Origin of the sequence: Bradyrhizobium huanghuaihaiense, from assembly GCF_007830635.1 — a bacterium.
Lineage (GTDB): Bacteria > Pseudomonadota > Alphaproteobacteria > Rhizobiales > Xanthobacteraceae > Bradyrhizobium > Bradyrhizobium huanghuaihaiense.
Genome location: NZ_VLLA01000016.1, coordinates 33,211 through 54,440, shown reverse-complemented (window position 1 = coordinate 54,440; position 21,230 = coordinate 33,211). Strand labels below are relative to the sequence as shown.

The following is a 21,230-nucleotide window of genomic DNA, read 5'->3' as shown; positions in this document are numbered from 1 at the left end:
GTCTCTCAGTGCACCGGCAACGGCGGATGCGGGATCGCCGTCAGCAGCTCCTTGGTGTAGTCGTCCTTGGGATCGCTGAGGACCCGCTCGGAAGAGCCTTCCTCGACGATCCGCCCCGTCCGCATCACAATGACACGATCGCACAACAAGCGCACCACATTCAAATCATGAGAGACAAACAGGTAGCTCATACCTAGGCGCGCCTTGAGATCCTGCAGCAGGTTCAGCACGACGGCCTGCACCGAGACGTCGAGCGCCGCGGTCGGCTCGTCCAGGATGACCAGCTTGGGATGCAGCGCGATCGCTCTGGCAATGCCGACGCGGGCCTTCTGGCCGCCGGAGAGCTGGTGCGGGAAGCGGTCGAGCAGATTGTGCGGCAGGCCGACCATGGTCGCCAGTTCCTCGCAGCGGGCGCGGAGCGCGTCGCGCCCCTTGATGTCGCCGAGCTGCATGATCGGGTCGGCGATGGCGCGGGCGGCGGTGAAGCGCGGATTGAGGCTGTCGGTCGGATCCTGGAACACCATCTGGATGCGGCTGCGCTGCGGCAGCCGGGCAAAGGCGGCAGGCTGAATGCCGCCAATGTCCTCGCCGTCGAACTGGATCAGGCCGGAGGTCTGGTCGAGCAGCCGCATCACCATCATCGACGTGGTCGATTTGCCGCAGCCGGATTCGCCGACGAGGCCAACGCTCTCGCCATGGCCGATCGCAAAGCTGATGCCGTCGACGGCGCGGAACACGTCCGGCTCGACCGGCGGCTTGCGGCTGAACAATTTTCCGAGCACGGCGGTGGCGCCCTGGCGGGGGTATTCTTTCACGAGCTTTTCGATGCGGAGAAGGGGCTGGTCGCTCTTCCCTTCGCTTTGAGAAGTGTGCTGGCCAGGCGCGGCGGCAACGGATGCAGATGAGGTGGTTGCGCCCTCCTCCTCCGGCAGCAAATCTCTCAGCGACACACCAAGCCGCGGCGTCGCGCGCATCAGCTTCTTGGTGTAGGGGTGCTGCGGGCTCGCAAAGATGTCGGCGGCCTTGGCGGTCTCGACCACCCGGCCCTTCTCCATCACCACGACGCGGTCGCAATAGGCCGCCGCTAGGCCGAGATCGTGCGTGATCAGGATGGTCGACATCGCACGGCGTTTTGTCAGTTCGACGATCAGGTCCATCACCGCCTTCTGCGTGGTGACGTCGAGACCGGTGGTCGGCTCGTCCGCGATCAGCAGCTGCGGATTGCAGGCGAGCGCGAGCGCGATGACGACGCGCTGGCACATGCCGCCGGAGAGCTCGAACGGATAGGCGTGGTAGCGCTCGCGCGGGCGGGCGATCTTGACCTGCTCCAGCGCTTCGATCGCTTTCTCGCCGTGGTCGGCGACCTGGGCCTGCTGCACATGGGTGCGCAGAACGTCCTCGATCTGGTCGCCGACTTTGCGGATCGGATTCAGTGCCGCACGCGGGTTCTGGAAGATCATCGAGACTTCGCGGCCGCGCAGGTCGCGCATCTGGTCTTCGGTCGCAGCCTTGACGTCGATGCCGGAGAACATCACCGAGCCCTCGGCGATCTTGCCGGCGCGGTCGAGGATGCGCATCACCGCGTAGGAGGTCACCGACTTGCCGGAGCCGGACTCGCCGACGATGGCCAGCGTCTCGCCCTTGGCGACGGAGATGTTGACGTGCTGGACGGCTTTCACGATGCCGCGGCGGGTGGTGAATTCAACCGTGAGGTCCTGGACGTCGAGCAGGGGCTGGGCGGTCATGGGTGCCTGCCAATCAAAAAGGTCGAAAACAACCCCATGCACAGTAGAATGGGATTGATTTCATTGATGAATTTCGACTCGGGAACAGCCATCACGTCCTCCGCTGGGGGTCGACGATGTCGCGCAGGCCGTCGCCGAGGAGGTTGAAGCAGAACACGGCGATCATCAGGGCAAGGCCCGGGAACAGCGCGATCCACCATTCGCCCGAGACCATGAAGCCGGCGCCTTCGGCGACCATGATGCCCCATTCCGCCGTCGGCGGACGGACGCCGAGGCCGATGAAGGACAGGCCCGCGGCATTGAGGATGGCGTAGCCCATGGTCAGCGACATCTGCACGATCATGATCGGCATGATGTTCGGCAGGATGTGCACCAGCAGGATGCGGAATTCGCCGTTGCCCGAGAGCCGCGCGGCCTGCACGAAGCCGGCATTGCGGCGGACATTGGCCTCGGCGCGCGCGACGCGGGCATAGAGCGGGAAGTTCACGATCGCGGTGGCGAGGATAATGTTCTGCACGGTGTTGCCGAGCGCGGCGACGATGCCCATGGCCAGCACGAACAGCGGGAACGCCATGATGGTGTCGGCGATGCGGCCGACGATGCGGTCGGTCCAGCCGCCGAAATAGCCCGCCGCGATGCCGGCAAGGCCGCCCATCAAAAACACCAGCACGACGGAGGCGATCGCGATGAACGTATCGAGCCGCGTCGCGACGACGACGCGGCTGAAGATGTCGCGCCCCAACTGGTCGGTGCCGAACCAGTGCGCCGCCGACGGCGGCTTCAGTGCCGCTGCGGTGTCGGAGGCGAGAGGATCATAAGGCACCACATAAGGACCGAAGATCGCGGCGATCAGGATCACGATCAGCAGCGCGAAGGCGAAGCCCGTGACCTTGTTCTCGCTGAGAACGTAGCGGGTTTGTTCGAGGACCGCGGTGAGTCCCGAAGTGCGGGCGGGACCGACCGGTTCAACAGCAGGTGCAACGGAGCTCATCTTTCACCCCTAGCCTTCAAGCCGCACGCGCGGATCGATCACGCCGTACAAAATGTCGATCACGAGATTGAGCAGCACGTACATGACCGCCATGGTCAGCACGAAACCCTGCACCGGCGCGAAGTCCGACGAGATCAGCGCTTCCACCGCGTAGGAGCCGATGCCGGGCCAGGCGAACACTTTCTCGACCAGCACATTGGCGCCCAGCAGGAACGAGAACACCATGCTGAGCGTGGTGATGACGGGGAGCATCGCGTTGCGGAAGGCATAGGTGACGATGACGGTCGCCGGCGACAGGCCGCTGGCGCGCGCGGTTCGAACGAATTCGGAGGCGAGCACCGCCAGCATGGACGCGCGCGTCATGCGCGCGATCGGCGCCAGCGAGAAGATCGCGAGCGTCGTTGCGGGCAGGATAAGCTGGCTCAGCGCCGAGCGGAACGCCTCGAGGTCGCGCGCGATCAGGGTGTCGATCAGATAGAAGCCGGTGACTGTCGGCGGCGCGCTGTAGAACACGTCGAGGCGGCCGAGCGGCGCCGGCGACCAGCCGAGGCGGAAATAAAAGACATAGACCAGCACGAGGCCGGTGAAGAACACCGGCAGCGACACGCCGGCTGTCGTCGTAACACGACAGAGGTGATCGACCCATGACCCCGGTCGTGTTGCCGCCAGCACACCGAGCGGAATGGCGATGACGATCGAGACGATGAGGCCGAGCAGTGTCAGTTCGGCGGAAGCCGGCAGGCGGTTGCGGATCTCGGCGGCGACCGGCTGGCCCGTCGTCAGCGAATTGCCGAAATCGCCATGGGCGAGGTCGTTGGTGTAGCGGAAGAACTGCTCGATCAGCGGTCTGTCGAGGCCGAGTTTTTTCCGGATCTGCTCGACGGCTTCCTTCGTCGCGGCGGGGCCGGCGAAGTACGCGGCGGGATCACCGGGCAGCGCACGCGTCAGCAGGAAGGTGACGATGACGACGCCGATCAGCGAGGGAATCGCAAACATCAGGCGCTTGCCGATCATGGTCAGCATGGTGAGTTCCTCGTGTCGGCTTGTGGGCACGCTGTCGCAGCGCGCCCTGCTGCGCCCCCTCTCCCCTTGTGGGAGAGGGTTGGGGTGAGGGGTCGCCCCGAGCGAGATCGGAGTTCGTGGCTACCCCTCACCCGTCTCGCCGCTACGCGGCGAGCCACCCTCTCCCACAAGGGGAGAGGGAATGAGAGAGTTGCGCTCACCTCACTCGACCACGATGCCCAGAAAGACGCGGACATATCGCTCGCGCCAATCATGTCTCACCCCTTCGCCATCGCGCGATAGTCGAGCCTCCGGTGGAACCAGTATTGGTAGCCGCTGATGTTCTTCTGCATCGCGACGTTGACGAACGGCTGGTACAGCGGGATGCGCGGGACGTCGGTGTAGGCGAGGTCGACGAAGCCCTTCACGTCGGTGTCGTAGGTCGCGGCGTCGCCGGTGGCGGCGGCGGTGCGCGCGCCGTCGATCAACTTGTCCATCTCCCCCGACTTGTAGCTCATGGTGTTGAAGACGGAATTGTTGCCGTGATAGCACCAGTAGAAGAAGTACTCGGGGTAATCGAGCCAGCCCGAGAACACGTTGGTGAACAGCGGCATCTCCTTCTTGTTGAGCTCGGTGCGCCAGTTGGCGCCGGGCACCTTGTTGATGGTGGTCTTGATGCCGAGCTGGGCGAGGCTCTCCTGCACCAGCACGCAGAGCGGCTCGTTGACGCCGGCGAAGTTGAGATCGAACGAGATCGTGGTCTCGAAACCGTTGGCGTAGCCGGCCTCCGCCAGCAGCGCCTTCGCCTTCTCCATGTCGGTGTTGTATTTGTGCGGCTGCGGCCAGGCGACCTCGGTCGCCTTGTCCTTGGCCGCGCCGAACATGGGATTGCCGAGGCCGAACAGCACGGCGTCCATGATCTTTTGGTACGGCAGCGCATAGGCGATCGCCTGCCGCACCTTGACATTGTCGAACGGCGGCTTGGTGACGTTCATGCCGATATACTGGATGCCGTTGGAGAACGGCAGCGACACCACGTTGAGCTTGCCGTTCGCCTTCATCTCCTGGAAGTCCTTGAACGGCAGCTCATAGGAGATGTCGGCATCGCCGCGCTCCAAGAGCGCGCGGCGGTTGCCGGCCTGCGGCACCATGCGCCAGATCACGCGCTTGATCTTGGGCAGCGGACCGCCGACCCAATCCTCGTTGCGCTCCATGATCACTTCGGTGCCGGCAGTCCACTTCGTCACCTTGTAGGCGCCGGAGCCCGCGGTCTGCTGTTTTGTAAACTCGAGACCCCAGGGGTCCTTCTCGCTGGCATTCTTCTTCACCAGCTCCGAATTGACGATGCAGGGGACGATGACCGCGAGATCGGGAATCGTCAGACGGTCCTTCTTGGCGAAATCGACGCGCACGGTGGAGTCGTCGACGATGACGAACTGCTCGGGCTTCGTGAGCGAGCCCGCGCTCATCTGGAAGGTCGGGAAGCCGCCGACGCTGACGGCGCGGTCGAGCGACCATTTCACGTCTTTCGCCGTGACCGGCGCGCCGTCGTGGAATTTGGCATTCTTCTTCAGCTTGAAGGTGACCGACATGTCGTCGATCTTGAAGTCCTCGGCGAGCTCGCCCTTGAATTTGTCGCGGTCGTAATAGGGCACGCCACCGGGGCCGCTCTTCATCTCGTGGCTGATCAGGCGGTCGTAGCAATTCCAGGACACCTCATAGCCGGGCACGTTGGTGCCGACGCCGTGGATGTCGAGATTGTTGGGGCCGCCTTCCGAGACGATCAGCAGCGTCTCCGAGCGCGCATCGGCCCTGGCGGAGGAGATCACCGACGGCATGGCCGGAAGCGCCGCGCCAGCGGCCAATCCGGAAACGGACTTGAGGAAATCGCGGCGCTTCATGAAATCGCTCCAACACAAAAGTTTCTGGTTGGAACTGGATTCGCAAGGTTCGTGCCAAGGCTTAAGGGAAGCTTACACCACGCCTAAGCAGTTGATTTGTAATCATATAATTGAGATTTAGCCGCGGGGATCTTTTCGAGTCGCCCTCGAGGTTTGCATACAAAGCTGCGATTTTGATTATAAAATAGGCTGCTTTATTCAGCAGCCTGATTTGTCACCAGTTTGCGAGGTGCGCGAGAAGATCCAGGCTCTCTGCCTCAACCTCGGTCATTGCGAGCGCAGCGAAGCAATCCAGAATCTTTCCGCCGAGATAGTCTGGATTGCTTCGCTGCGCTCGCAATGACGGCTGGGATCGTCACTCCGCCCAGATCAGCTCCTGCAGCTCGACCAGATCATCCGCCCTCTCCTGCCAGCCCTCGATGCAGATGTGGCTGTTGAGGTCGCTCGCCTGGTGCAGCAGCATCAGGGCCATCAGACGGCGCTTGAGCGCATAGTCCGGCTTCGTATAGCCAAAGCCTTCGAGCAGGCTCTTCACCCTCCCCGGCCGGCCCGCGGCCATGAAGGCGCCGGGGCCGAGCAGGTCGTAGTCGCGCCAGCCGGCGCGCACGTCGCCGAAGTCGAACAGGCCTTTGAGCGACCATGTGCCGTCATCGCAGGCGAGCAGGAAATTCTCGGGATGTATTCGCCGGTCAGGATCACCGGCGGCGCGTCCATCGGAATCAGCGCGGCCGCATCGCGCAGGAGATCGTCGAGGCCTTCGAGGAATTTCGGCGCGAGACCCAGGCGTTCATGTCGCGCGCGACAGCCCTGCATCTGGGCGCGCATAAAATCGGCCCAGCGCGGCTCGATATGTGCGAGCGGTCCGAGCGGGGCGCGCTGCACCGATGCGATGGTCTCGCCGATCTGGCGCAGCACGCGCTCCTTCTGGTCTTCCGCCAGGGACGGCCACACCTCCGAGCCGAGCGTGCCGGCAAGGCGGGTGATGACGAGATAGGGCCAGCCGTCACGCACCCCTTCCGCGACGATCTCGGGGATCGGCAAGGACAGCCGGCCGGCGAGCTGCGTCAGCGAACCGCGCTCGGAGAGGAATTGCGAGCGGAGCAGCGGCGGAAAAATCTTCAGGATCAGCCGCTCACCGAGGCCGACCACGAGATTGGTGCCGGTCGCAAAGACGTGCGGCGCGCCGACGTCGAGACCATGGCTACGCGCGATGCCGAGCGCGATCGGAAGCCATTGCGGGGGATCGGCGCGGAAGGCGCGAAAACTCTCTGCGTCGGCGAAAGCCGGCAACTTTTGCGATGGAACGATAGTCATTCGCGCGAAGCAGGCGGTGCGCCTCTCCCGCTTGCGGGAGAGGTCGCGCCGAAGGCGCGGGTGAGGGTTCTCTCCTCTTGGGGAGTGCCCCATTGCGGAGACACCCTCTCCCCTACCCTCCCCCGCTTGCGGGGGAGGGAGCGCACTTTCTTCGCGGTCATAGAGGAGCTCAATCTGAAAACCTACCGCTCCGGGCTGGCGCGCTCGAACTGGCGCAGCAGCTTGTTGCCGCGCTCGACCGCGGAATCGAGCGCTCCCTGCGCGCTCTTCTGGCCGGTAAAGGCCTGCTCCAGCTCGTCCTCGATCACGCCGCGGATCAGGACGAAGGAGCCGAGCCGGATGCCCTTCGAGTTCTCCGTCGGCGGATGCAGCGTGATCTCCTCGAACGAGATCGCCGATCCCGGATTGCGCTGGTAGAAGCCCTGCGCCCGCGTCAGCTCGAAGGCGGCGCGGGTAACAGGCAAATAGCCGGTGTTCTGGTGCCAGGCGGCCTGCACGCCAGGCTGAGACAGATAGGCGAAGAATCGCGCCACGCCCTTGTATTCCTCGCGCGGCCGGTCGCGCAGCACCCACAGCGTGGCGCCGCCGATGATCGAGTTCTGCGGCGCGTCCTTCACGTCGGGCCAGTACGGCATCATGCCGTAGCCGATCTCGAATTTCGAATTCGCCTTGATGTCGGCGCGCGTCGCCGAGGAGCCGATGAACATGCCGCATTCGCCGTTCTGGAAGCGCGGCTCGGCGGACTGGCCGCGGCCGCCATAGTCGAACAGCTTGCTCTTCTGCCACTCGGCGAGCTGGGCGACGTGCTTGACGATGACGGGATTGTTGATGGTCAGCTCGGCATCGAGGCCGGCAAAGCCGTTGGTGCGGGTTGCGAGCGGCAGGTTGTGGAAGGCGGAAAAATTCTCGACGTGGATCCAGGATGGCCAGGACGTGGTGAAGCCGCACGGCGCACCGCGGTCGCGCAGGCGTTTGGCAGCTAGCCCGAGCTCGGGCCAGGTCTTCGGCGGCGCCTCCGGATCGAGGCCGGCGTCGCGGAACATGGTCTTGTTGTAGTACAGGATCGGCGTCGAGGAATTGAACGGGAACGACAAGAGATTGCCGGCCGCGTCGGTGTAGTAGCCGGAGACCGCGGGGAGGTAGTCGTTGAGCGAGAACGGCTCGCCCTGGTCCCGCATCAGGCTGAACACCGGATAGATCGCGCCCTTGGCCGCGGTCATGGTGGCGGTGGCGACCTCGTTGACCTGGACGATGGCGGGCTGGCTGCGCGAGCGAAAGGCGAAGATCGCGGCGGTCACCGTCTCGGTGTAGCTGCCCTTGTAAGCCGGCACGATGCGGTAATCCGGCTGCGAGGCGTTGAAGTCGGCGGCGAGCTTGTCCAGCTGCCGGCCGAGCTCGCCGGACATCGCGTGCCACAGCGCAATGTCGGTGGCGGCGCGCGCCGGTGCGGCCAGCGCGACCGAAGCGAAGACGGCGAGGATCTGCAAAAGGCGCGATGCTGACGTCACGATGGCTCTTCCCGTGTCGCACGACGAAAGGCGGCTGCTCCTGCTTAAGGCGCGGCATTTGCGGTTTCAACCGGGAATGAGAGGCGGCCGCGCCGCACAATCAGCCCGCGGGCCCGGCGCGGGATGGCCTTCTCTTAACCATCTGCTAGATTGCGTTGAACCTTTTGCTCCCGCCATAGACTCCACCACTAAGGGGCTGAGTGTGCCAGTGTTGAGCCGTGCCGAACTCTCGCGGACCGGGGTGGTTTTCGTCGCGCTTTTGCTCGCGCTCTGCGCGACGGACGCCATTGCGCGCGAATTCCGCGCCGCCGACACCCAGACCGAGGATTACCCGACCGTGCAGGCGCTGCGCTACATGGGCGCCCTGATCGCCGAGCGCACCGGCGGCCGGCACGAGGTCAAGGTGTTCCACTCCCGCCAGCTCGGCGAGGAGAAGGAGACCATCGAGCAGACCCGGGCCGGCGCGATCGACCTCAACCGGACCAATGTCGCCCTGATCGGCAATTTCGTTCCGGCCATGAACGTGCTCGCCATGCCGTTCCTGTTCCGGTCCATCGAGCACATGCAGAAGGTGCTGGACGGGCCGATCGGCGGCGAGATCCTGAACAGTTTCGAGCCCTACGGCTTCGTCGGGCTCTGCTTCTACGATTCCGGGGCACGGTCGATCTACAACGGTATCCGTCCTATCAGGAGCATCGAAGACCTCCGGGGCCTGCGGATCCGGGTGCAGCAGTCGGAGTTGATGAGCCAGATGATCCGCTCGCTCGGCGCCGAACCGGTCGAGATGCCCTATGGGCAGGTGCTCACCGGGCTTGCCAACCACCTGATCGACGGCGCCGAAAACAACTGGCCATCCTTCGTGACAACCGACCATTACAAGCACGCCGGGCACTACACGCTGACCGAGCACACGATGAGCCCGGAGGTGCTGGTGATCTCGCTGAAGGCCTGGCGCAGCCTCTCGGCGGAGGACCAGACCATCTTCCGGGAGGCTGCGCGGCGCTCCAGCCGGTTCATGCGCGAGAAGTGGCGCGACCTCGAGGAGCAGTCGCAGCTTAAAGCGCGGGCGGCCGGCGTCAGCATCGTCAGGGATATCGACCGCAAGCCGTTCGAGGACGCCATGGCCGCGATCTACACCAGGGCCGCCCAGGATCCCGCCGCGGCCATACTGATCGAACGCATTCGCAAGGTGGAGTGAGGCCTGTTGCCCGCGCTTGGACACAGCGAGAACGCAGACAGGCCGCCCGGTCCGATCGGGCGGCTGCGCGCGCGGCTCGTCGGCGCGCTCCGGGCCGTCCCGATCCGCTGGCGCATCCTGTCGATCGCGGCGCTGAACTCCGCCGTCGTGGTGGTGCTGGTGGCGCTGATCTGGAACGGCTCGCTGGTGCTGGGCTCGGCCTGGGACGACGTGCGCCAGGTGCGCGAATCCGACCGCATCCTGGCGCTGCTCGAGAGCGAGACCGGACGGCTGCACAATCTGATCCACCGCTACATCAACCAGCCGAGCCCGGACCTGTTCGCCGAGATCCTGTTGCTGCGCGAGGCGGTGCTGGGCACGCTGAGCAACCGCGCCGCCAAGGACCCGATGCTGTCGGGCTCGGTCGAGGAGCTGGAGCGCACCACCGAGCGCTTCCTCAACGGCTTCGGCGAGCTGCGCAGCGTGCAGGCCACGATCGCGAAGACCTATGAGGATCAGGTGCAGGGCCCGGCCAGGGACATGGCCGGGCTCTATTCCATCATCGAGGGCGCCACCGGCCATCGCGACGCGCTGATCTGGCCCTCGCTCGGCAAGTCGCGCGAGGCCTTCACTGCGATGCTGGTCGCGGCCAATTCCTACTATCTGTCGCAGTCGGCGGGCGCCGCCGACGATGCGCGCCGCCATACCGAGACGATCGAGAAGACCATTCCCGTCATGATCGATCTCGCCGACAACGATCTCCAGCGCATGGCGCTGCAACGGCTCGGGGCCCGCACCGCGTCCTTACGCGAGGGCTTCGCAAAACTCTCCGAGCAGCTGACGAGCCGCACCGAGCTCTTGCGCAACTCCATCGACGCCAGCCAGGCCGAGGCGATCGGCGCCATCGACGATCTCTCCACCAAGATGCGCCAGCGCGAGCAGAAGGCGCAGGAGACCTTCGACCGCACGCTGGCCGATATCTCGCGGCGGGTGCTGTCGATCGCGGTGATCTTCCTCGGCATCATCCTCACCGCCGGCGTGCTGATCGCGCTGTCGATCCGGCTGCCGCTGCAGCAGATCATGGCGGCGATGCGCGCGATCACGCTCGGCAACCTCGACCGCGAGGTGCAGGGCACCAAGGCACGTGACGAGGTCGGCGCCATGGCACGCGCGGTGGAGGTGTTCCGCGAGAACGCCATCGCCAAGCGCGAGACCGAGGACGAGCTGCGCGCCTCCAAGGAGAAGGCCGAGAGCGCGCTGCTCGAGCTCAATACCGCACAGCAGAACCTGATCGACGCCGAGCGGCTCGCCGCGCTCGGCGGTCTCGTCGCCGGCGTTGCCCACGAGGTCAACAACCCCATCGGCATCAGCCTCACGGTTGCCTCCAGCTTTGCCCGGCGGACCGAGATCTTCGAGGCCCAGCTCAGGGGCGACGGCGGCCTGCGCCGCTCGCAGCTCGAGGAGTTCGTGCAGTCCTCGCGCGACGCCTCGCAGCAGCTCGTCGCCAACCTCACCCGCGCCGGCGAGCTGATCCAGTCGTTCAAGCAGGTCGCGGTCGACCGCTCCCATGCCGAGCGGCGGCAGTTCTCACTCAGCGAAGCCACCGACCAGATCATCGCGAGCCTGCGGCCCGTGCTGAAGCGCTCGCCGATCACGCTCGAGGTCGACGTGCCCGAGGGGCTGCTGCTGGACGGCTATCCCGGCTCCTACGGCCAGATCCTGACCAACCTCTTCCTCAACGCCGCCAACCATGCCTTCGCCGACGGGCGCGCCGGCACCATCACGATCTCGGCGCGGCCGCGCGGGGCCGACGACATCGAGATCATCTTCACCGACGACGGGGCCGGCATGACCCCGGACGTGCAGCGCCAGGCCTTTGACCCATTCTTTACCACCCGGCGCAATGAAGGTGGCACGGGACTCGGGCTTCATATCGTCTATAACCTCGTCACCCAGCAGCTCGGCGGTCGCATGATGCTGGAATCCAAGCTGGGACAAGGCACCACTTTTCGCATTATCATGCCCCGGGTCGCCAAGGGCGGCGCGCAAAGCACAGAGATTGACGGGACTTCTCAATGGCCGAACAGGACGATGTCCTCCACCTGATCGACGACACCGGTACCGCGTCGGAGGACCAGAACGCACGGAAATGGAAGATCGCCGTCATCGACGACGATCCGGCCGTGCATGACGGCACCCGCTTCGCGCTGTCCGACTACAGCCTCAACGGCCAGAGCCTGGAGATTCTCTCCGCCTATTCCGCCGCCGAAGGCCGCAAGCTGATGGCCGCGCACAGCGACATCGCCGCGGTGCTGCTCGACGTCATCATGGAGACGGATGTGGCCGGCCTCGAGCTGGTCGAGTTCATCCGCAACGAGATCAGGAACGAGACCGTGCGCATCATCCTGCGCACCGGCCAGCCCGGCCAGGCGCCCGAGCGGCGCGTGATCGTGCAGTACGACATCAACGACTACAAGGCCAAGACCGAGCTCACCGCCGACAAGCTGTTCACCTCGCTGACCGCGGCGCTGCGCTCCTATCAGCAGCTCGAGCGCATGGTGCAGACGCGGCGCGGGCTCGAGATCATCATCGATGCCGCGTCCACGCTGTACGACTTCAAGTCGATGCAGCGGCTCGCCGAGGGCGTGCTGACCCAGCTCGCCTCGCTGCTCAACGTCGACTGCGCCGGTATACTGGTCCTGCGCGACAATGGCGGCATCGACCCCGAGCTGTCGGTGCTCGCCGGCAGCGGCTGCTACAGCCGCTTCATCGGCACTACGTCGTCGAAGGCGCTCGACCCCGAGCTGCGCGAGATGGTGGAGGCCGCGTTCCAGCGCCGCAAGAACGAATTCGCCGACCATCGCAGCGTGATCTATTTGCGCACCGGCTCCGGCCGCGAGGTGGTGGTGCTGCTGCAGGCCGAGCGCGAGCTGTCGGAGACCGACCGCTCGCTGGTCGAGATCTTCTCCTCTAGGCTCTCGATCGCCTTCGACAACGTCATCCTCTACCAGCAACTGCAGGACGCCAACACCCAGCTGGAAGACCGCGTCGCCCAGCGCACCCGCGCCCTGATGCAGGCCAACCGCCGCCTGTCGGCGCAATGGCTGCGGCTGCAGCGCGCCAACGGCTTCAAGAACGAGATCCTGGGCACCGTCGCGCACGACCTGAAGAACCCGCTCGGCGTCATTCTCGGCCGCACCGAGATGCTGAAGGAGCTGATCTCGACCGGCGCGTCGGCAAGCGGCGTGGTCGCCCAGGTCGACCACATCCGCGACGCCACCAAGCGCCTGACCACGATGGTCGACCATCTGATCTCGGACGCGATGGCGGATGCCTTCGACATCACCATCCGCCGCGAGCCGGTCGACGTCGCGGCGCTGGTGAAGGAGGTCGCCGAGGCCAACCAGCCGCTCGCCGTCAACAAGCAGCAGGCGATCAGCGTCACCGCGCCGCCCAACATCGTCACCATGTGCGACACCGACCGCATCCGCGAGGCGATCGACAATCTCATCAGCAATGCCATCAAATACTCGCCAATCGGCGGCAAGATCGGCGTTGCGGTCCTCCATGAGGGCAGCGACACCATCGTCCGCGTCAGCGACGAGGGCGCCGGCCTGTCGCCGGAGGATCTCGGCCGCCTGTTCGGCCGGTTCCAGCGACTGTCCGCCAAGCCGACCGCCGGCGAGAGCTCGACGGGGCTTGGGTTATCCATCGTCAAGCGTATCATCGACATGCACGGCGGCGAGGTGACCGCCGACAGCGAGGGCCCCGGCAAGGGCTCGACCTTCACCATCACCCTCCCTGCGACCGAGATGCCGTGATCTAGAGACCATGACCCAAAGCCAGCACATCATGATTGTCGACGACGAGGCCCCGGCCCGGGAGATGGTCGGCGATTACCTCAAGATGCACGGCTTCACCGTGACGCTGTGCGACGGCGGCAAGTCGCTCCGCGCCGCGATCCAGGGCGGCATGCCCGATCTCGTCGTGCTCGATCTCAACATGCCCGAGGAAGACGGGCTCTCGATCATCCGCGACCTCAAGAGCCGCATCAACGTGCCCGTGATCATGCTGACGGCGACCGCGAGCCCGATCGACCGCGTCGTCGGCCTCGAGCTTGGCGCCGACGACTACGTGGCAAAGCCCTGCGAGCTGCGCGAATTGATGGCGCGCATCCGCTCGGTGCTGCGGCGGAGCACGCCGGTGAAGGCCGCCGCGGCAGAGGCCGCGGCGAAATCCGACAAGGACCAGCTGGTGCGCTTCGGCACCAAATGGCTCGACCTCGAAGCGCAGGCGCTGCGCGACGACGAGGGCAACGAGCATCCGCTGACCGCATCCGAATTCGGGCTGCTCAAGGTGTTCGCGGCCAATCCCAAGCGCGTGCTGTCGCGCGAGCGCCTGCTGGAGCTCGCCAATGCGCGCGACGCCGAAGCCTTCGACCGCGCGGTCGATCTGCGCATCATGCGCATCCGCCGCAAGATCGAGCCCGATCCGGCCAAGCCCGCCGTGATCCGCACCATCCGCGGCGGCGGCTATCTGTTCTCGCCGGGTGGCGAGAAGGCGTAGGGGCGCGGGCCGCACCCACCGCCGTCGTCCCGGGGCGCGAAGCGAGCCCGGGACCCATAACCACAGGGAGTGGTTATGACGCCGAGCCGGCAACTCAGAGTCTTCGTCAAACTGCATCCTGTGGCTATGGGTCCCGGGCTCGCGCTGCGCGCGCCCCGGGACGACAGTGGTGGGCGCGGCCCGACCGAACGCAATCCCCCGAAATACGTTCCCCTCGGCTCCGTCCGCGTCAAAATCCCCCACCCCGTATTTCCCGTATATTGAAATTCCACGACTTTTTGCCCCGAATGTTTCGTCGCGCCCTGTCCGACGAAACAAATTGGCCGCGCACGAAACCATTTTCCGCTTTTCGCGCAGACGTCCCGAAACGGTGGCTGATTAACACTTTGGTCCAAGGAAACGCCGCTCGGTTGCGGCGCTACGGGGAGCCAAGTCCATGCCGAACGTCATCGCCATCAACGCCCAGGCCAGCCAGAGCATCATTGCCGCTCAGGCGACTTCGGACGACATGCTTCTCGAAAGCATTGCCGACGGCAACCGGACCGCGATGCACATCCTGTATTGCCGGCACAATGTGCGGGTCTACCGTTTCATCCTGCGCATCGTGCGCGACGCCACCACGGCGGAAGATCTGGTCAGCCAGGTGTTCCTCGACGTGTGGCGCACCGCCGGCCAATTCCAGGGCCGCTCGCAGGTCTCGACCTGGCTGCTCTCGATCGCCCGCTTCAAGGCGCTGACCGCGATGCGCCAGCGCCGCTTCGAGGACATCGACCAGGAGGACGTGCGCCAGATCCCCGATGATTGCGACACGCCCGAGACCTCACTCGACCGCAGCGACACCAGCGCCATCCTGCGCGCCTGCGTCGCCAAGCTGTCGCCCGCGCATCGCGAGATCATCAACCTCGTCTACTACCACGAGAAGTCGGTGGAGGAGGTCGGGCAGATCATCGGCATCCCCCAGAGCACGGTGAAGACCCGGATGTTCTACGCCCGCAAGCAACTCGCCGACTTGCTTAAGGGCGCCGGCGTCGACCGTTTCGCCGCGTAAGGACAATGATTTCAAAGGGATAGGACCTCAATTTCGGCCCTATCCCTGGACACGGAAGCGTTACCACCGATGAAACAATTGAAACAAACGACAACATCAGGCGGAAAAACTTCCCCCCTATAAAGCTCTCATACGGTTTCGTTAAACCTCCCAAGACCTCCAGCGACCCGGACGATGCCCCCGTCCGGGTCGTTTTGTATTTGGGGCCCAGGCTCTCGCCGCGGCCCCGCCTCTCCCGCTTGCGGGAGAGGCCGACGCACTCGCAGAATGCGGCGGGTGAGGGTTCTTTCCTCTGGGGGATTGCCCCGTTGTGGATGCACCCTCTCCCCAGCCCTCCCCCGCTCGCGGGGGAGGGAGCGCACTGCCGTCTCGACGACACTTCGTCACGAAGCCGTGACGTCGCGTAACGACCGCCGCATCCGTTCCGAACTGCCTCGTGACCTCCATCACGAGTGCGCCATGCTCGAGCTTCTCTTCGCCGTCCTTGCCGGCATCCTCACCATCGCCGCGCCCTGCACGCTGCCGATGCTGCCGATCCTGCTCGGCGCCTCGATCGGGCGCGCGGGGCACTTGCGCCCCGCGATGATCGCGCTCGGCTTCGTCGTCTCCTTCTCCGTGGTCGCGCTGCTGCTCGGTGCGCTGACGCGCCTGTTCGATTTCGATCCGAACGTGCTGCGCGAGGCGGCGTCAATCCTGCTGCTCGGCTTCGGTCTGCTGATGCTGTGGCCGGCGCCGTTCGAGTGGCTGTCGATCCGGCTCAATGGCTGGCTCGATCTCGGCAGCTCGAGCGGCGTGCAGCGCGAGGGCGCGCTCGGCGGGCTTGTGCTGGGCACCACGCTCGGCCTGGTCTGGACGCCCTGTGCAGGCCCCGTGCTCGGCTCGATCCTGACGCTGGTGGCGACCTCGAGGAACCTGGCCTGGGCCGGCACGCTGCTGGTCGCCTACGCCATCGGTGCCGCGATCCCGATGCTGGCAATAGCCTATGGCGGACAGGCCGCGACCACGCGCGTGCGCAGCCTCGCGCGCATCTCGCCGCGGCTGCAGCAGGGCTTTGGCGTCGTCGTGATCGCCTTCGCGGTCGCCGCCTATTTCCAGTACGACACGCTGATCGTGGCGTGGCTCACCGGATTCTACCCCACCGGCCAGATCGGCCTGTGATCATCCCAAAACTTCACCGGAGGACGCTTCCATGACTCTCAAACTGCTCGCAATGTCTGCTGCACTGATCGGCATCACCGTCACCGGCGCCGTCATCCCCGGCATCTGCGACGAGACCGCGCGCGCGACGCCCATCGTCACCGCCGCCGCGAGCCAGCAGACCGCGCCTGACTTCACCGGCATCACCAACTGGTTCAATTCGAAGCCGCTGAGCCTTTCCGACCTGCGCGGCAAGGTCGTGCTGGTCGACTTCTGGACCTATGGCTGCGTCAACTGCGTCAACACGCTGCCGCACGTCACCGACCTCTACGCCAAGTACAAGGACCGGGGTCTGGTCGTGGTCGGCGTGCACACGCCGGAGTTTCCGTTCGAGCGCTCGGCCTCCAACGTGCAGGCCGCGCTGAAGCGTCACGGCATCACCTATCCGGTGGCGCAGGACAACGATTCCAGGACCTGGAACGCCTACAGCAACCAGTATTGGCCAGCGCAATACATCATCGACCAGACCGGCAAGATCGTGTTCCAGCACGCAGGCGAAGGCCGCTACGACGAGATCGACCGCACCGTGGCCAAGCTGCTGAACGCCAGCAGCTAGGCGACTTACCTTAAGTTGCCGACAAGCCCTCGCGCGCTTGCCGCTTGACTCCACGGGGCCCTCCGTGGAGTTTGGCGTCAATGGACGTGAATGCGATGGACGAGGCAACACGAGGGGACAAGATTCATCTTCGCGGCGGCCCCTCGCTCCAGGAGCGCCTGCTCGGTGCGGGTTTTGGGATTGCGGCGCTGTTTTTCGCGGACGCGGAGTCAGGCGTCTCGACATTCGTGTCGATTGCGATTGGCGCGGCGATCCTCGGCTACGCCGCACTCGCGACCGACGTGCTCTGGAGCATTTCGGCCAATGGGATCGTGATCGGAAGGATGCGCCCGTTTGGCCGACCTCAAACGCGGGTCATCAGGCGCGACGACATCGCGGCGATGCAGGTTCAGAGCGACAAGACGGACGCCACGGACTTCCGCATCTTGCTCAGGCTTTCATCCGGCGATTGCCTGCTGTCGCCACCAATTGCAGAGGTCACGCGCGTCAGCGAGACGAATAATATGATTGCCGACCTACTCCGGCTGCCTCACGGCAATCCTCCGGCCAATCCCATGGACGCCGCGAACACGGAGATGCGGATCGGCAATCCGGTCCGGAAAGCGGCCGGTTCCCGGACGCGAATTCTCGCACTGATCATCGCTGGCCTCTGCACCATTCCTTACGCATACAAATTCTGGAGTGGCCTGCCTCTTTCGACCGGCGAAATGATCTTCCCTGCGGTCGGCCTCGTCATCGCTTTCGCGGTCTTCCGATACGCCTACGCCCTTGCCGGGACATCGTGGATCGTCCGTCAGGGCGAGCTTCGCATCGAGCGGATGTCCCGTGGTGCCGTGCCCACTGCCGACACCATTTCAGGTTCCGATGTCGAAGCCATCTCGATCGAGTGCCCGCCTGAAGGAAACTGTCTTGTCAGGATCGAACTTCGTAGCGGGAAGAAACTCTGGAGTCCCGAAATAGGGACGCAGGCTCAGGCGCGAGCCGTCAGCGATGAGATTGTCCGGCGGCTGGGGATCGCGCCGGAGAAAGTGCGCCGATGAGTCCGCTTCATCCCAGCCCGGGTCGCGCCCTTGTTGCTTGACTCCGCGGACCCGTCCGTGGAGTTTCGCGCCATCGGAATCAGCCGCCCGCAATGGCCGACGCGCACACCAGCACCGACATCCGCCTTCGTGAAGGCTCCTCGATCGCGCAGCGGCTGGTCATGTCCGCCTTTGCGGCGGCCGTTGCGCTGTGCTTCACGCCGGGACTGTTCACGCACGACACCCTGGAGATCGTCATATCGGTGGTGGCGCTGCTGGTGGGAGCCGGGTTCGTCGGCGGCATCATGATGGCGCCGGCGGTGGTGTGGATCATCACGCCTGACGAGATCCTGATCGGGCATCAGCGTCCCTTCGGGAAACTGCAGACGCGGGTGGTCGGGAAGGACGAAATCAGCGGACTGCAGGTTCCCGGCAGCAAGAGGGTGAAGGCCCGCTTTCAACTCGCCTTCACGCTTGTTTCGGGCGAGCGCCTGACGTCGCCGCCGATCTCCGACGTCACGCATGTTCATGACACCGTGGCGCGCATCGCCGCGCAGTTCGACGTCCCCAATGTCGAGGCCCCCAGCAATCCGCTCGATGCCAGCAATCCCGAGATGCATCTGGGCGAGCCGCTCGAGGCGTTTTCCGCGCGGGACATCCGCATCGTCGCGCTGATCGCCATCGCGTTGTCGGCCGTGCCCTACGCCTACAAGCTCTGGCGCGGATGGCCGCCCAGCCATGTCGATATCCTGCTGCTGCCGCTCGGCGCGCTCGCGGCGTTCGCCGTCTACAGATACGCCAACCTCGCGACCGGCGCGTTCTGGGTGATCCGGCAGGGCGATATCCGCGTCGAGCGCCTGTGGGGCGACGGCACGCCGCGCACGGACCACATCAGGGGACACGAGGTGAAGACGATCACCGTCGACCGCCGCGGTCGTTCCGAGGACGAGCACTGCATCGTCACGATCCGCCTGCGCTCGGGGCGGCGGTTTCGCAGCCCCCGGATCGGCTCGCGGCCCGAGGCCCGCGCCGTGGGGACCGAAATCGTGCGGCGGCTCGGGATTGGGGCGGAGAGCAACAAGATCTGACAGGCAACCAGCTTCAATTGCCGAAGTTGATCTCACCGCGAGTTCGGTCTGAGCCTCTCCCGCTTGCGGGAGAGGTCGGCGCGTAGCGCCGGGTGAGGGCTCTTTCCTCTTGGGGAGTGTCCCATTGCGGAAGCACCCTCTCCCCAACCCTCTCCCGCAAGCGGGAAAGGGAGCCCACCACCACCACGGCGGTACCGGTCTAAGCTTTTCGCGCCATCCCCTGTTTGTGGCATTGCCCCGGCCCCGTCAAAAAACCAAAGCATTCTCGTGACATATCAGCCGCGCGCGCCATTAACTTGCCATGAACATGCCCCTGAGATTTGATGGTTCCGAATGATTTGCGCTGTGGCAGCGGGGAGAGCTTGAAATGACGGATTATCGTCGCCTGACCGGGGCGTTCATCACGGCCCTGAGCCTGGTTCTGACCACCTCATACGCCTCCGCCCAGCAGCCGGACCGCGGCGACGAGCCGGGCCTGATCGCGGACGATGCCTACCAGCTCGAGCCGGAATGGCAGAAGCAGGTCGTGTACTTCCGCACCACTGAAGCGCCGGGCACGATCATCGTCTCGACCGCCGAACGGCATCTCTACCTGGTGCAGCCCGGCGGCCGTGCGATCCGCTACGGCATCGGCGTCGGCCGCGACGGTTTTCAGTGGCAGGGGCTGGTGACCATTACCAACAAGAAGGAATGGCCGGACTGGACGCCGCCGGCGGAGATGATCCAGCGCCAGCCCTATCTGCCGCGCTTCATGGCCGGCGGCCCCGGCAATCCGCTGGGCGCCCGCGCGATGTATCTCGGCACCACGGTCTACCGCATCCACGGCACCAACCGGCCCGACACGATCGGCACCAAGGTGTCCTCGGGCTGCTTCCGTCTCGTCAACAATGACGTCGCCGATCTCTACGATCGCGTCCCTGTCGGCACCAAGGTCGTGATCCGGCAGAAGCCCGAGCTCTAAGGGCTATGATTCGAGCATGATCGCACCGATCATGCTCTGCCCCTCCTCCCATTTCCTTTTCCCGATTATTTCGAGAGAGAGACATCATGCGCACTTTTCGAGGCGGCCTGCTGATCGGGCTCGCGGTCGCCGTACTGGTCGGCGTCCTCGCCATCATCTACGAGTTCTATGACACCCGCACCCTGAAGCGCACGGTTCGCCGCGGCGAGGTGCTGTGCGGCGTCAACAAGGGCCTGCCGGGCTTCTCGATCCCCGACGACAAGGGCAATTGGACCGGCTTCGACGTCGATTTCTGCCGCGCGGTGGCGGCGGCGATCTTCAACGATCCGAACAAGGCGAAGTTCGTCGCGCTCGACGCCAGCGAGCGCTTCAAGGAGCTGCAGAGCCGGAAGGTGGACATCCTCTCGCGCAACTCGACCTGGAGCATGGCGCGCGAGCTCGACTACGACCTCTATTTCCCGGCGGTCGCCTATTACGACGGCGCGGGCTTCATGCTGCCGCGTTCGCGCAACAAGGATACCTCGCTGGACCTGACCGGCAGCAAGGTCTGCGTGCAGACCGGAACCACGACGGCGCTCAACGTCTCCGACTACTTCCGTGCCAACAACATGAAGTATGAGGAGGTAAAGTTCGACAAGCTCGACGACGTGGTGAAGGCCTACGACACCGGCAAGTGCGATACGCTCTCAGCCGACGTCTCCCAGCTCTACGCGCTGCGGCTGAACCTGTCGAAGCCCGGCGAGCACATGATCCTGCCGGACATGATCTCCAAGGAGCCGCTCGCCCCCGTCGTGCGCCAGCGCGACGACGACTGGATGATGATCGTGAAGTGGACGCTCTACGCCATGATCAACGCCGAGGAGCTCGGCGTCTCCTCGGAGAACATCGACGAGGCCCTGAAGTCGAAAAAGCCGGAAGTGATGCGCCTCGTCGGCACCGAGGGCAATTACGGCGAGCAGCTCGGCCTCACCAAGGACTGGGTCGTCCGCATCATCCGCACCGTCGGCAATTACGGCGAGATGTACGAGCGCAACATCGGCGAGAAGTCCAAGCTGAAGATCCCGCGCGGCATGAACCAGCTGTGGAACGCGGGCGGCGTGCAGTACGCGCCGCCGATGCGGTAGGGGGTCCCTCCGCCGTCATTGCGAGCGAAGCGA

16 protein-coding genes and 1 pseudogene are annotated in these 21,230 nt (G+C 65.0%); 11 read left to right on the top strand and 6 right to left on the bottom strand.

What is annotated here, in order from left to right; all coding sequences use genetic code 11:
• Positions 1 to 5: 5 nt before the first annotated feature.
• From IQ16_RS27835 to ugpB, 6 genes and pseudogenes are all read right to left on the bottom strand, one after another.
• Positions 6 to 1,745, bottom strand: coding sequence for a dipeptide ABC transporter ATP-binding protein (locus IQ16_RS27835; RefSeq protein ID WP_018644465.1), 1,740 nt, complete (start codon positions 1,743 to 1,745; stop codon positions 6 to 8).
• Positions 1,746 to 1,836: 91 nt separating this feature from the next.
• Entirely contained in the window at positions 1,837 to 2,736 is a 900-nt protein-coding gene (locus IQ16_RS27830) for an ABC transporter permease (RefSeq protein ID WP_018644464.1), read from the bottom strand.
• 9 nt (positions 2,737 to 2,745) lie between these two features.
• Positions 2,746 to 3,759 carry an ABC transporter permease gene (locus IQ16_RS27825; protein WP_011083857.1) on the bottom strand — a complete coding sequence of 338 codons (1,014 nt, stop codon included), beginning with the start codon at positions 3,757 to 3,759 and terminating at the stop codon, positions 2,746 to 2,748.
• A 257-nt stretch (positions 3,760 to 4,016) separates the two neighbouring features.
• Positions 4,017 to 5,639 carry an ABC transporter substrate-binding protein gene (locus tag IQ16_RS27820; protein ID WP_018644463.1) on the bottom strand — a complete coding sequence of 541 codons (1,623 nt, stop codon included), beginning with the start codon at positions 5,637 to 5,639 and terminating at the stop codon, positions 4,017 to 4,019.
• A 355-nt stretch (positions 5,640 to 5,994) separates the two neighbouring features.
• Positions 5,995 to 6,953: pseudogene (locus IQ16_RS27815) on the bottom strand (aminoglycoside phosphotransferase family protein).
• Positions 6,954 to 7,135: 182 nt separating this feature from the next.
• The gene (gene ugpB, locus IQ16_RS27810) at positions 7,136 to 8,461 is read right to left on the bottom strand and encodes a sn-glycerol-3-phosphate ABC transporter substrate-binding protein UgpB (RefSeq protein WP_018644460.1); all 1,326 of its coding nucleotides are present in this window, start codon (positions 8,459 to 8,461) and stop codon (positions 7,136 to 7,138) included.
• 202 nt (positions 8,462 to 8,663) lie between these two features.
• On the opposite strand from ugpB, the gene IQ16_RS27805 reads away from it, so the two are divergent.
• The 11 genes from IQ16_RS27805 (at position 8,664) to IQ16_RS27755 (ending at position 21,197) form a co-directional block, all read left to right on the top strand.
• Positions 8,664 to 9,659 (top strand): TRAP transporter substrate-binding protein, encoded by a 996-nt coding sequence (locus tag IQ16_RS27805; RefSeq protein WP_018644459.1) that lies wholly within the window; start codon positions 8,664 to 8,666, stop codon positions 9,657 to 9,659.
• A 54-nt stretch (positions 9,660 to 9,713) separates the two neighbouring features.
• A complete protein-coding gene (locus IQ16_RS27800; RefSeq protein WP_026312215.1) occupies positions 9,714 to 11,744 on the top strand; it encodes a sensor histidine kinase in 2,031 nt (676 codons plus the stop codon).
• Positions 11,714 to 13,459 (top strand): ATP-binding response regulator, encoded by a 1,746-nt coding sequence (locus IQ16_RS27795; RefSeq protein ID WP_018644457.1) that lies wholly within the window; start codon positions 11,714 to 11,716, stop codon positions 13,457 to 13,459. The genes IQ16_RS27800 and IQ16_RS27795 overlap by 31 nt, the downstream gene beginning before the upstream one ends.
• A gap of 10 nt (positions 13,460 to 13,469) precedes the next feature.
• Positions 13,470 to 14,204, top strand: a complete 735-nt coding sequence (locus IQ16_RS27790; RefSeq protein ID WP_018644456.1) for a response regulator — start codon at positions 13,470 to 13,472, stop codon at positions 14,202 to 14,204.
• 436 nt (positions 14,205 to 14,640) lie between these two features.
• Positions 14,641 to 15,252 carry a sigma-70 family RNA polymerase sigma factor gene (locus tag IQ16_RS27785; RefSeq protein ID WP_018644455.1) on the top strand — a complete coding sequence of 204 codons (612 nt, stop codon included), beginning with the start codon at positions 14,641 to 14,643 and terminating at the stop codon, positions 15,250 to 15,252.
• 459 nt (positions 15,253 to 15,711) lie between these two features.
• Positions 15,712 to 16,410 (top strand): cytochrome c biogenesis CcdA family protein, encoded by a 699-nt coding sequence (locus IQ16_RS27780; RefSeq protein WP_018644454.1) that lies wholly within the window; start codon positions 15,712 to 15,714, stop codon positions 16,408 to 16,410.
• Positions 16,411 to 16,441: 31 nt separating this feature from the next.
• A complete protein-coding gene (locus IQ16_RS27775) occupies positions 16,442 to 17,005 on the top strand; it encodes a thioredoxin family protein (protein ID WP_018644453.1) in 564 nt (187 codons plus the stop codon).
• Between the two features lie 80 nt (positions 17,006 to 17,085).
• Positions 17,086 to 18,045 carry a hypothetical protein gene (locus IQ16_RS27770; protein WP_018644452.1) on the top strand — a complete coding sequence of 320 codons (960 nt, stop codon included), beginning with the start codon at positions 17,086 to 17,088 and terminating at the stop codon, positions 18,043 to 18,045.
• Between the two features lie 92 nt (positions 18,046 to 18,137).
• The gene (locus IQ16_RS27765) at positions 18,138 to 19,112 is read left to right on the top strand and encodes a hypothetical protein (protein ID WP_018644451.1); all 975 of its coding nucleotides are present in this window, start codon (positions 18,138 to 18,140) and stop codon (positions 19,110 to 19,112) included.
• 367 nt (positions 19,113 to 19,479) lie between these two features.
• Positions 19,480 to 20,073 carry a L,D-transpeptidase gene (locus IQ16_RS27760; RefSeq protein ID WP_018644450.1) on the top strand — a complete coding sequence of 198 codons (594 nt, stop codon included), beginning with the start codon at positions 19,480 to 19,482 and terminating at the stop codon, positions 20,071 to 20,073.
• An 86-nt stretch (positions 20,074 to 20,159) separates the two neighbouring features.
• Complete coding sequence (locus IQ16_RS27755) at positions 20,160 to 21,197, top strand: amino acid ABC transporter substrate-binding protein (RefSeq protein WP_018644449.1); 1,038 nt, start codon at positions 20,160 to 20,162, stop codon at positions 21,195 to 21,197.
• Positions 21,198 to 21,230: the final 33 nt, after the last annotated feature.

Coding starts and splice junctions, on each gene's coding strand:
- IQ16_RS27820 (WP_018644463.1), bottom strand. CDS start 5,639: ATGAAGCGCCGCGATTTCCTCAAGTCCGTTTCCGGATTGGCCGCTGGC.
- IQ16_RS27765 (WP_018644451.1), top strand. CDS start 18,138: ATGGCCGACGCGCACACCAGCACCGACATCCGCCTTCGTGAAGGCTCC.
- IQ16_RS27830 (WP_018644464.1), bottom strand. CDS start 2,736: ATGAGCTCCGTTGCACCTGCTGTTGAACCGGTCGGTCCCGCCCGCACT.
- IQ16_RS27755 (WP_018644449.1), top strand. CDS start 20,160: ATGCGCACTTTTCGAGGCGGCCTGCTGATCGGGCTCGCGGTCGCCGTA.
- IQ16_RS27790 (WP_018644456.1), top strand. CDS start 13,470: ATGACCCAAAGCCAGCACATCATGATTGTCGACGACGAGGCCCCGGCC.
- IQ16_RS27760 (WP_018644450.1), top strand. CDS start 19,480: ATGACGGATTATCGTCGCCTGACCGGGGCGTTCATCACGGCCCTGAGC.
- IQ16_RS27835 (WP_018644465.1), bottom strand. CDS start 1,745: ATGACCGCCCAGCCCCTGCTCGACGTCCAGGACCTCACGGTTGAATTC.
- IQ16_RS27795 (WP_018644457.1), top strand. CDS start 11,714: ATGGCCGAACAGGACGATGTCCTCCACCTGATCGACGACACCGGTACC.
- IQ16_RS27770 (WP_018644452.1), top strand. CDS start 17,086: ATGGACGTGAATGCGATGGACGAGGCAACACGAGGGGACAAGATTCAT.
- IQ16_RS27785 (WP_018644455.1), top strand. CDS start 14,641: ATGCCGAACGTCATCGCCATCAACGCCCAGGCCAGCCAGAGCATCATT.
- IQ16_RS27775 (WP_018644453.1), top strand. CDS start 16,442: ATGACTCTCAAACTGCTCGCAATGTCTGCTGCACTGATCGGCATCACC.
- IQ16_RS27780 (WP_018644454.1), top strand. CDS start 15,712: ATGCTCGAGCTTCTCTTCGCCGTCCTTGCCGGCATCCTCACCATCGCC.
- IQ16_RS27825 (WP_011083857.1), bottom strand. CDS start 3,759: ATGCTGACCATGATCGGCAAGCGCCTGATGTTTGCGATTCCCTCGCTG.